The sequence below is a fragment of the Citrobacter sp. Ce104 genome (assembly GCF_030334595.1).
Lineage (GTDB): Bacteria > Pseudomonadota > Gammaproteobacteria > Enterobacterales > Enterobacteriaceae > Citrobacter > Citrobacter europaeus.
Map to the genome: position 1 here is coordinate 111,121 of NZ_JAOWDP010000070.1, position 11,624 is coordinate 122,744.

The following is an 11,624-nucleotide window of genomic DNA, read 5'->3' on the forward strand; positions in this document are numbered from 1 at the left end:
TTTTTTTATCTTTCGCGTAATGCCTCTTTTGCTTTGTTCAATGGTTTTAACAAATAATCAAGAATCGATTTACTACCTGTTTTTATATCAACAGTTGCAATCATGCCAGGAAATATAGGAAACTCTTTACCCTGCTTATTTTCAAGATGATTAGTGTTTGTTCTGATATAGACACGATAAAAATAGACATCACGTTTTACATCATCCTGAATTGTATCCGGTGAAATCATCGTCACTTCACCCTGCAGACCACCATAAATAGAATAATCATAAGCGGTAATTTTAACTAACGCTTTCTGTCCTGGGTGAATGAATGCAACATCTCTGGGAGAGATTTTTGCTTCAATAACCATTTGGTCATCCAGTGGAACCAAAGTCATCAGTTTTCCATTCGGCGGAATAACACCACCGACTGTCGTCACATCGATATCTTTAACAATACTTCTCACCGGTGCATTGAAAGTCAGTCGGGTTAATGAATCCTCACGGCCTTTCATTACAGAACGTTGCGCTTCAATTTCGGCATTCGCTTTAGCTAATTCTTCGCGTGCGCGCACAACGTATTGATTCTGCATTTCTGTCACTTTATTATCTAATTCGTTCTTTTGCCGTTGCAGACGAAGAACTTCCACATTACTGGCAGCGCCCTGCTTTACCAAAGGCTGAGTGAGAGCCAACTCTCTTTGAATCAACGCCATTCCCTGACGCAATCCAGCAACCCCCTTTTCCAGACTTTCGCGGCGTGAAGTAAAAAGTGCTGTCTCTTGTCTGACCAGGTCGACATCATCATCCAGTTCAGCCGGAAAAGTAAGTTCTGTACCATTCACTTCGGCAGTCAAACGTGAAGCAGTTGCCAGCGCCGCATTTAACCGGGATTCACTTTCCAGAACACTGGATTCTGTTTTTGTGCGATCCAGTTGCGCAACCTGCTGCCCGCGTTCAACGATATCGCCTTCCTGAACAAGCAATTTATGGATGATTCCACCTTCCAGCGACTGGATAACCTGCTCATGTGAAGAAGGCACTACTTTACCGCTTCCGGTTGTAACTTCATCAAGTTGAAACCACCCCGCCCATGCGATGAAAACAACAAGCATAGACACCACGCTCCATACCACCAGACTCGAGCGAGGAAGATGGGGCTCCTGAAGACGACTGTTAAAACGACTGAAATCGCTCATACGCCCTCCTCATTAACTACCGGTTTTTGAGAAGTGGCTTTTTTCATTGTTACCGTACGTTGGCCCGCTTTTTGTGGAGCCATACCATGTTCACGAAGAATGCTATCTCGTGGTCCATCCATAACAATTCGGCCGTTATCCAGCACAATGATGCGGTCAACCAGTTCAAGGATAGGTAAGCGGTGTGTAGCGACAATGAGTGTGCGCGTTTTTCCCAACCAGCCTTTCAGACTGCCGATAAACTGTTTCTCACTCACCTCGTCAAGCCAGGCCGTCGGTTCATCAAGCAGCAAAATATTAGGTGATGTTAAGAGTGCGCGAGTGAGCAATAGCGCCTGTCGCTGACCGCCAGACAGACCAGCCCCGCCTTCATTTACAATGTAATTCAGACCCATTTTCTGTTTACGAACGAAATCCAATGCTCCTGTTATCGCCAGCGCCTGATGGATCTCCTCATCAGTCGCTAAGGGATTGCCCATTATAATATTGTCGCGCACTGAGCCAAAGAACAGACGAGCCTGCTGGCTGAGTAGCTGCATGTCCCGGCGTAAATCAGCAGGATCAAGATGATTGAGTGAGATATCGTCAAGTAAGATGGAACCTTGCTGGGGTTCCTGCATACCCGCAAGAAGTTGCAGAAGCGTACTTTTTCCTGAGCCGTTACGTCCCAGCAGGGCAATACGTTCCCCGGCTTGAATTTGGAGACGTGATATATTTAATACATCAAGTTTTTCTTCCTCATCGTAATAGAAACTCACATCTTCCATGACGTAATTTCCACGCAGATGGGCTTTATGGACTTTCTTGCCGGATTGCGGATCGTCAATTGGCCGTTGCATCAGATCATCAAGCCCTTTGCGTGCAACTTTCGCTGACTGCCAGCGTGAAAGCACGCCGGAAATTTGCGAAAGTGGAGCAATTGTGCGCGATGCAAGGATAGAGGTACCCACTAACGCGCCGGTAGTCATATCTCCACTAATCACCAGATAACAACCTATCAGCAGCACCACAGCATAAACGATGGATTGAACCTCCTGGGTCCAGGTCAGGAGTAACCCCGTTAGCCAACGCTGTTTCATCGCCACATTAGCGGCGACATCATTGGTGTTATTCCACTGATTTTGAAAACGCTGCTCAGCACGCATCAGTTTGATATCTTCAAGGCCCTGTACCGCCTCTACCAATGTGGCGTTACGAATCGCCGACTCGCGCATCCCTTCGCTGGAGAGCCGTCCTAATGGACGTTGTACCAGCAGTCCAGGGATTAGCAGCAGCGGAACGGCCAGCAATACCACCAGCACAAGCGGCCCGCCGATCATCCAGAGGATAAAAACGAACAACAGGAAAAAGGGGAGATCGGAAATTGCCGCAATAGTCGTGGAGGTAATCAACTCTCGCACTGATTCCAGCTCGCGGATTTGAGCGATGAAAGAGCCCGTGGATTTTGACCGCGCACCATTTTTAATTCTCAGAGCATGAGCAAATACGCGTTCAGAGATCCGCAGGTCTGCGCGTTTACCAATTACATCTGAAAGATGGACGCGTAGCATACGCATGATGAACTCAAAGGTAATAGCCACCATGACCCCACCAAAGAGGACCCATAGCGTTGCTTCCGACTGTGACGGTACTACGCGATCGTACACCTGCATAGAAAACACCATGCCTGAAAGCGCCAGTACATTCGCGATCATCGCCACCAGCATGATATCGCCATAACGGCGCCAGTCTTTCAGCGCCAGCTGCCAGAACCAGTTTTTCTCATAAGGTTTGATATAGTCATCAACGCGTGCGTCCGGCGTTGACTCAAGAGGGCGAAGCACGAACCCCCCTAGCAGGCGCGTCGCAAGCTCCTCTCGCGTTAATACTGTTTCGAGACCGCTATCACCGCTGAATTGAAGACTAACATTCCCCTCTTTATCCATCCGGTTGATAACTGCAATTTGACCGCCAGTAAACTCAGCAATCAACGGCAAACGCCAGGGATCGAGTAATTCGGCATTCACCGAAACTTTCCTCAATCCTAATCCCAAATGGCGAGCCATATCTTCGAGGACCAGTTGACGCGGTGACTGGCTTTCGTGATTAATCACCACCCGGACATGTTCTAACGAAAAATCAAGCCGGTAATGTTTCGCAATAATAAGCATGGCTTGTAACCATGGCTCATAAAGCGGATGAGTCTTCATAGTGCTACTTCCTATCCAACAACATTGTCACGCATCGAAATTATGTCATTTAATTGATATATCAATACGAACAGAATCCTAATAAAAATGAAAAAAATCTTTATTTTTCTGTTTGTTATCAATTTTTATGTAAAGAAATGAATAGCTGCGAGAGTTTCTCCCCTCGCAGCTCATTTGATTACGCTAATAACAATTGATGATTTGCCAACAACGTGGCCAAATCGGTTTGCACACCATTAAGCGTCACGACGGTGGTCGGGTCGAACTGGCTACCCGTACCATCTCTGTCGATCTGAATCTCAGTGTTGCTCCCATTTTGTACCACCCGGATATAGTCAGTGAGATTGCTCGCCCCACTGTCCAACGTCGCCACGCCATTCACATAGCTCGCCGATCCCGTGCCGGTATAGCCGCTATCGGAAAGCAGATCGCGCAGGTCAATACGGTCAGTATCCGCCGTCCCCTCCCAGGTACCGACGGTAAAGCCGTTGACCACATCACTGCCATTGCCCCCCGTGGCATCCGAAGCGTTGATCAGCTTATAAAGCAACGTATCGTGACCGCCGCTGCCGATATTGAAAGTGTCATTACCGCCACGCCCTTCGAACTGGTTATCGCCGCTGTTGCCGGTAATAACGTCGTTGTAGTTGGAACCATTAATCCCTTCAATGTTAACCAGCGTCGCGGTATCGAACCCGGTACTCTGGGCCGTAGACCGCCCAAGATCGACGGTTACACCGGAAGTAGCATGGCGATAATCCACGACATCCATGCCGCCTGTACTGCTCCACGTGTCGTGTTCAGAGGTTGTCGTCCAGCCACCAGAACCGTTGTAGGTATAAGTACCCGCCTCAGCTATAAAGGTATCGTTGTATCCAGTACCTGTCAGGGTTCCGTGGTGCCCGCCTGTGGCAGCATCAGCCGTCAGGGAATAACTCTCTTTACCGTCTCCTGCCGTCAGTCCATCCCAGGTTGCATTACTTGCAACACCATTAATGGCACGAACCAGTACCGCACGGTAAGTTTCACTGGGGTCTAAACCGTAAAAACTGATGAGTGACGAAGAATCATTTATGCCGATCCCGGACTGAGCATTGATGATTTCGCTGGCGACCAACTGACCTGCCGAGTTGTACAGTTGGACAGTGTTGCCAAAGAAGGCGTTAATGCCTTCGCTGTCGACGATCTTCAAATGCAATGCGGTTCCTGGCGCAACCGTATTGGTATTACGCTCCAGTAAAACCGTACCGTTTTGACGGAAAATCAGCAGATCTTGTGCACCATCCCAGTCGTAATCCAGCAGAGCCGCTCCGGATACCTGGGTTGACGTAGCGGTACTGAACTTTGAAGCTGTAAAACTTGCTGTCCCCGCCAGTCCATCGTTGGTGTAAAGATAGGACTGCCCACTGTTCGCCAGTTTGATGATGTCCATGTTACCGTCGAGGTTCCAGTCCACCGCCACGCTGACGTTACCCACAAACTTATCCGTGGTCGCTGTTCCAACCGCAGTACCGGCAAGAAGGTTACCGCTACCATCGTTCAGCATTAACACGCCGCCCTGGCTGCTTCCGCTGGAGGTACGGGACATGCTCATATACAGGTCCATGTAACCATCACCATTAAAGTCGGCCCAGGTCATACTTACCGCACTGGAAGCCGCGCCAGAACCATAGCCGCTGTACATGGTATTGGTAAAATTTTGCCCCCATGTGAAAGAACCATTGCCCTGGTTAAACATGGTTGACAGCGCATAGTTGTTCACCCCATTGGTCGTATGCTGGGCAATATCCACTTTTCCGTCGTTATTCAAATCCACACCGGACGCTTCAATCAGGCTGACGTAGTTACCTACCGTCGAGCCTGATACAAAGTTGGTGTATGCCCCGGCCTTAGAACTACCGGTCAGCACACCTTTGTTATTGAGCATGAAGGTGCTGGAGTCAGGCCCCCCCGCATCGCCAATAACGAAATCGGTGTAACCATCTCCCTGAATATCAATGGCAACCACCGCGCCATACCACACCGCAGCGCCCATATTGGTCAGCGTACTGGAGGTGTATGTACCATCTCCATTGTTAGTTAGCTGCACCATGTACGAGTAGCTTGTCCCTTCAGCCAGCACGTCTGCCAGCCCGTCGCGGTTGATATCTGCGTAAGTACCCGTGGTGTAACTCCCCGTCATAGAGAAATTACCTGAAACGGTGTAAGAGTTACGGCTACTGGAGTTCGCCGAGGCGAACTGCTGATTAGCGATAATCGTCCACAGCCCATCCGAATCCAGCATATAACTGGAAGAATAGGAATAATTCGCGGCGGTAAATGACCAGGCTGGTGTCAATGAGGCTTCATTACCCACGACCAGGCTGCCGGTGGTCAAATCAGCAGTATTACCGTTGCCGGCGCTACTTTTCACCTGTGCGGTGACATCATAATTCTTCACGCTCAGCGCATCGCTGTCCGGGATCTGCAAATACCAGGTGTTATTATCCGGATCGACCACTACCGCACCGCCTGATTCAGAGGTGTAAGTTTTACCGTTCACGTTGATAACGAGATACTCGCCGTTAGTCAGTTCCGCCGATACCAAACCACTCAGAATGGGGGTAGTGTCTGTCGTCGTTTGGGCGGTGATGCTCACAGTGGTAGTAGGGATGCGAGTGTCCACTTTCAACACGAAATTATCTGAATCGGTGTGGTTACCCGCCAGATCGGTGACACGCAGCGTATAGGTGTGATTACCGTCATTCAGACCACTGTCCTGGAAATACCAACTGGCGGCACCGCTCATCGTCACCAATCCCAGCAGCACACCATCACGATACAACTGCACAATCTCGCCATTGTCCGGCGCACGGTTAAGTGTCCCGTTAATGACTGGGGAACTGTCATCTGTTGCCACCGATGCGCCAAAACTGCCCTGGCGTTCACCTTCTCCGTCGGTATAGCTGACGACTGTACCGACCGTGGCTGGCGGCGTGGTATCGACCGTCACCACCTGCGAAGAGGTCGAGCCGACGTTGCCTGCCTGGTCGACGATCCGCACCTGGTAAGTGTAATCGCCGTCAGCCAGATCGCGGGTATCAGTGTAGCTCCAGCGCTGGTTAGTTACGGTTGTGTCAACCCAGGTATTGCCGCCGTCGAGGCTTATCTGCACGCGCTCATCGCTTGCCAGCGCGCTGCCCAGAGAACCGTTAATGGTCAGCGTGGTGTCCATGGTGATGAAGTCGCTGCTGGATTGCCCGGTATCTTCGCTAATGCTGTCAATAGTGATGCCATTCTGCGGTGCCACGGTATCGACAGTAACTACCTGAGAGGTCGTCGCCCCTACGTTACCGGCCTGATCCACCACGCGAACCTGATAGCGGTGATCGCCATCGCTGAGCGTGCGGGTATCGGTATAGCTCCAGCTTGTTCCATTCACCGTGGCGTAGGCCCATGTAGCCCCACCATCAAAGCTCACCTGGACATACTCATTTTTGCCAGGTTCCGCACCCAGCGTACCGTGCAGAGTGTATGACGTTGAGCTGGTCAGGAAATCATTATTATCGAAGCCAGTATCAACAGTAATGTTATCCACTGTTACTGTGATAGCCGCGTCAGGAGCGACCGTATCAACGGTCACCTGTTGATGCGCGGAAACACCGATGTTTCCGGCAACATCCACTACCCTCACATAATAATCGTAGGTGGCGTTTTGCAGCGTGCGCCCATCAACGTAGTACCAACTGTTGCCAGTCACAATTACGTTCTGCCAGGTCACACCGCCATCAATACTGATCTGAACGTATTCATCAGCGGCCAGAGTCGCCCCCAGCGAACCGTGCAGCGTCAGCGAGGTATCGTTAGTGATAAAGTCGCTGCCGCTCAGGCCGGTATCGTCGCTGATGCTATCAATAGAGATCGTTTTGCTGGCGTCAGGTACGACGGTATCAATGGTGACCACCTGGCTTGTGGTCGCGCTGACATTACCTGCGTTATCAATAACTCGCAGTTGATAGTTGTAATCACCATCGGCCAGCGTACGGCCATCGACATACGTCCAGCTCAGACCACTGACGCTGACGTCAGTCCATGTGAGACCGCCATCCAGGCTAATCTGCGCGTGGTCGCCATTGCCCAGCGCCGCGCCGAGCGTCCCTTTCAGGCTGATCTGGTTGTCGCTGGTAATAAAGTCGTTGCCAGACAGTCCGGTATCCTGAATAACAGAATCCACAGTAATGGTCGTGGCCGCTGGCGCAGTCAGGTCAACCACCACGTCCTGGCTATCCGTTGCGCCAACGTTACCCGCATTGTCGATCACACGAACCTGGTACTGGTACGTACCGTCTGTCAGGGTGCGGCCGTCGGTGTAACGCCATTGCAAACCAGTAACGGTCAGATCAATCCAGGTCGTACCGCCATCAAGACTGATCTGCGCTTTCTCGTTATTACCAAGTTGTGCGGTCAGTGAGCCGTTAACGATGACCTTACTGTCGTTAGTGATGAAATCACTCGCGCTCAGGCCGGTGTCGTTTTGCAGCGAATCAATGCCGATCCCCATTGATGGTGCGGTCAAATCAACTGTCACGGTGTGGTCGGCGCTGGCGCTGTTACCAATGGTATTGCTCACCACGGCGTGAATCACATATGACCCGCCGTCTGCCAGCGCTGTCACGTCCGCGCTGCCAACGGTGTAGCTCCAGGTGCCGTCATTCTGCACAGTTGCGGTGTAGGTTTTGCCGTTAAGCGTAATGGTCACTGTCTGACCCACAGGTGCGTCGGTGGTACCGCTGACGACCAGAGGCGTACCGTGCTCCGCCGCGCTAACGATGTCATCTTCAGCAAAGGTGTTAATAGCAATCGTCGGCACGTCACCGCTCAGCGTCACGTCGTGCGTGGCGCTGCCCGGGTTGCCCGCCTTATCGCTCACCGTCGCGGTGAGGGTGTAATCCCCATCGGTCAGGCCGAGGAAATCACGGCCCGGTACGAAGACCGACCACGCACCGTTCGCCGCCACGGTCGCCTGATAGCTATGCCCGTTGAAGGAGACCGTCACCGTCTGGCCCTGTTCCGCCGTAGTGGTACCACTGATGGTCTGGCCCGCCAACTGCTCGGCGTTGTTGACGATATCATCATCTGCCACAGTGCTGATGGTGACGGTTGGTGCCACGGTATCAACCGTCAGGGTATGCGTGGTCTGGCCGTTGTTACCGGCTTTGTCGTTCACCGACGCGCTGACGGTCAACGCGCCTTCACTCAGGTTGGCAAGGTCGGCTGCCGGAACATTGAGCGTCCATGTGCCGTCGTTTGCGACCGTCGCGGTATAGGTTTTGCCACCCAGCGTCACGGTCACCGTCTGGCCCGCTTCCGCGCTGGAAGAGCCGTGTACGGTCAGCGGCTGCTGCACCTCAGCCGCATTCAGAACATCATCACTGGAAATCGTGGCAATGCTGACGACTGGCGCCGTGGTATCCACGCTGATGCCATGCGTTGCCGAAGCACTGTTGCCTGCGCTGTCCCGCGCCGAAACAGAGACTTGATAGCTCGCGCCATCGGCCAGTGCGCCCACGTCTGCAGCCGGTACCGTTGTGCTCCAGGAACCGTCGTTTTGAATGGTGGCCGTGTAGTTCTTGCCGTTCAGGGTAACGGTCACCTGCGTGCCGCTGGCAAACTGCGCGCTGGAGCCATTAATCACCAGCGCATTGCCCGCTTCCGCCGCGTTGATCACGTCATCACCGCTGAGGGTGTTGACGGTCAGCGCCACGGAAGCGGTATTCACCACGACATTGTGCGTCTGGGTGCTGCTGTTACCCGCGCTGTCGGTGATAGTTGCGCTGATGGTTACGGTGCCGTCAGTCAGGGCAGAAATCACGCTGGCCGGTACGCCCACGCTCCAGTTACCACTGGCATCAACGGTGGTGGTGTACTGGTTTGAGCCAATGGTGATGACCAGCTTATCGCCGACGTTCGCGCCGGTTGCTGTCCCGCTGACAATCTGCGCCTGGGTATGCTCCAGACTGTTAATCACGTCATCGCCCGCCACGATATTAAAGCTGACGGTTGGCGGCGTAGTGTCGAGCGTAATCGCTTTATTCGCACTGCCGGTGTTACCTGCCGCATCGCTCACGCTCACCTGTACGGTGTAACCGTTGTCCGCCATAGCCGTCAGGTCACCCGCTGGCACGTTAACGCTCCAGATACCACCCTGCAGAACCTGCGCGGTATAACTATTTCCGCCAAGCGTCACGGTCACCGTCTGACCAACTTCGGCCGTTGTCGAGCCGGAAATTGTGACACCCGTCCCCGCTTCACTGCTGTTGATCACGTTATCGCCCGCAACCGTATCGATAGTCACGGTTGGCGCAGTCGCATCCACGCTGTACTCACGACCCGCAGAGGCGATGTTGCCGTTCACGTTGGTGACACTCACCTGCACGCTGGCGTCGCCATCTTTCAGTCCGGTGAGATCGGCGGGCGGCACGGTTGCCGTCCAGTTGCCGTCGGCATCAACTTTCGCGGTGTAAGACTTGCCGCCAAAGGTGATGGTTACGGTCTGGTTTTCTTCCACGTTGGACGTGCTGCCCGAAAGCACCAGTTCCGCACCTTTTTCAGCCGCGTTGATCACGTCGTCGGTGGCAATGGCATCGATGCTGATGGCTACCGTCGCCAGGTCGACAGTGACGTCATGGCTGATAGTCACCGGGTTACCCGCCGTGCTCTGGCCTTCTACGGTGACGGTTACCGTCCCCGCAGTCAGGGCGCTGACATCTGCCGCCGGGATTGCCGCGCTCCAGGTGCCGTCTGCCAGCACGGATGCTGCATAGGTTTTGCCATTGATCGTTACGGTAAGCGTGGTACCAACAGCAAGACCGTCGCTGGAACCAGTGATGATCAGGTTTTGACCGTGCTCGATGCTGTTGATCACATCATCGCCCGCCAAGGTGTCCACACGCAGACCCGGTAGATTAGCGTCGATAGTCACATCACGCTCGCCAGAACCGGTATTGCCGTGGCTGTTAGTGACGGTTGCTGTAACGGTCAGTTCGCCATTCCCCAGCGCCGTCAGGACGGCCTCAGGCACGTTAACGGACCAGCTCAGATCGCTCTGAACCGTTGCGATGTAATCATTCCCACCGATAGAAACCGTTACGCTACTGCCCGCCTCTGCGTTGGCGACTTTACCGCTAATAGTCTGGCCTGCAGCCACTTCGGAGGCATTGATAACGTTGTCACCCGCAATGGTATTGATGGTGACGGTTGGCAGCGCGGTATCCACCAGCAGGTTTGCGGTATTGCTCACGCTGTTACCCACCGCGCTAGTCGCCGTCGCGCTCAGAGTGTAATTTGCTTCACCCAGAGCAGTCAGATCCGCCGCCGGTACCGTCAGGCTCCAGCTTCCATTTGCAGCGGTTGTCGCCGTGTATTGTTTACCGTTCAGCGTCACTGTGATCAGAGTGCCTTCCGCCAGGTTGGCGCTGGTACCGCTCACGTTCAGCTCCTGGCCTTTCTCCACTGCGTTCAGCACGTTATCGCCGCTGAGGGTGTCGAAGCCAACTGACGGCAGCCCGGTATCAACGGTTACATTGTGCGTACCGCTGCCGGTATTGCCCGCCGCGTCAGTCACTGACGCAGTGACGGTCACGCTGCCATCGCTGAGGCCGGCAATCACGCTCGCCGGAACGCCCACGCTCCAGTTGCCCGCCGCGTCCAGCACGGTGGTGTAAGTCTGGCCGCCAATGGTGACGGTGACTTTATCCCCCGCTGCCGCGCCGGTGGCGGAGCCGCTGATAATCTGTGCCTGATTGTGTTCAGCCACGTTAATGACGTCATCGCCCGCGATGGTGTTGATCGTCACCGCAGGCACGGTCACGTCCACCGTCAGGTTGTGGTCAACCGACGCCGGGTTCCCCGCCTTGTCACTGACGCTCGCGGTGACGGTCACGCTGCCGTCGGTTAATCCCGCCAGGTCCGCCGCCGGAACGTTCAGCGTCCAGTTGCCGTTAGCGCCTACGGTGGTGGTGTAGTTTTTACCGTTCAGGCTCACGGTCACCGTCTGGCCCGCCTCGGCGGTACTGGTGCCGGAGATGGCGAGGTCTGACTGCGCTTCCGTGGCGTTCAGGATATCGTCAGCCGCAAGGGTACTGATGGTCACGGACGGTGCGGTCGCATCCACGCTGTACTCGCGGCCCGCAGACGCGCTGTTGCCGTTGACGTTGGTCACGCTCACCTGCACGCTGGCATCGCCGTCTTTTATGCCCGCCAGGTCAGCCGATGG

General features: G+C 53.8%; 3 protein-coding genes. All 3 read right to left on the reverse strand.

Translation table 11 applies throughout. The features are described 5' to 3' along the window. Positions 1–5 precede the first annotated feature (5 nt). The gene (locus tag OGW16_RS26295; protein WP_032950253.1) at positions 6–1,181 is read right to left on the reverse strand and encodes an HlyD family type I secretion periplasmic adaptor subunit; all 1,176 of its coding nucleotides are present in this window, start codon (positions 1,179–1,181) and stop codon (positions 6–8) included. After that, complete coding sequence (locus OGW16_RS26300) at positions 1,178–3,370, reverse strand: type I secretion system permease/ATPase (protein WP_100193650.1); 2,193 nt, start codon at positions 3,368–3,370, stop codon at positions 1,178–1,180. Before OGW16_RS26300 ends, OGW16_RS26295 begins: the two co-directional genes overlap by 4 nt. 178 nt (positions 3,371–3,548) lie before the next feature. Then, the coding region (locus OGW16_RS26305; protein WP_286519347.1) for a beta strand repeat-containing protein at positions 3,549–11,624 on the reverse strand (8,076 nt) is incomplete at its 5' end.